Consider the following 241-nt stretch of genomic DNA (forward strand, 5'->3'; position numbering starts at 1 on the left):
CGAAAATGGCACGCGCAAAAATCAACGTGTAGTAACAGGCCAATTAGGCGAGCTTGCCGATTTAATTGAACGCAACAGCATTGTATCGCCAGCATTACTTATTATTGGTGAAGTAGCCGCCCTACACTCGCAGCTTGCATGGTTTGGGCAAAACAACCAAACAAGTAGCTATGCGCAACCGTTAACCGATATAGCAAATTAGTAACCAAATTTAATTTTATAACTTTTAATCATTTTAGTA

Annotated in this window: 1 pseudogene; it reads left to right on the forward strand. The window is 39.8% G+C overall.

Annotated features, from left to right (window positions below):
- Positions 1–202 (forward strand): annotated as a pseudogene (locus tag SB756_RS34550) (hypothetical protein); the annotation flags it as partial.
- Positions 203–241 lie beyond the last annotated feature (39 nt).

Origin of the sequence: Pseudomonas sp. SIMBA_068, assembly GCF_046534705.1 — a bacterium.
Taxonomy (GTDB): Bacteria; Pseudomonadota; Gammaproteobacteria; order Pseudomonadales; family Pseudomonadaceae; genus Aquipseudomonas; species Aquipseudomonas putida.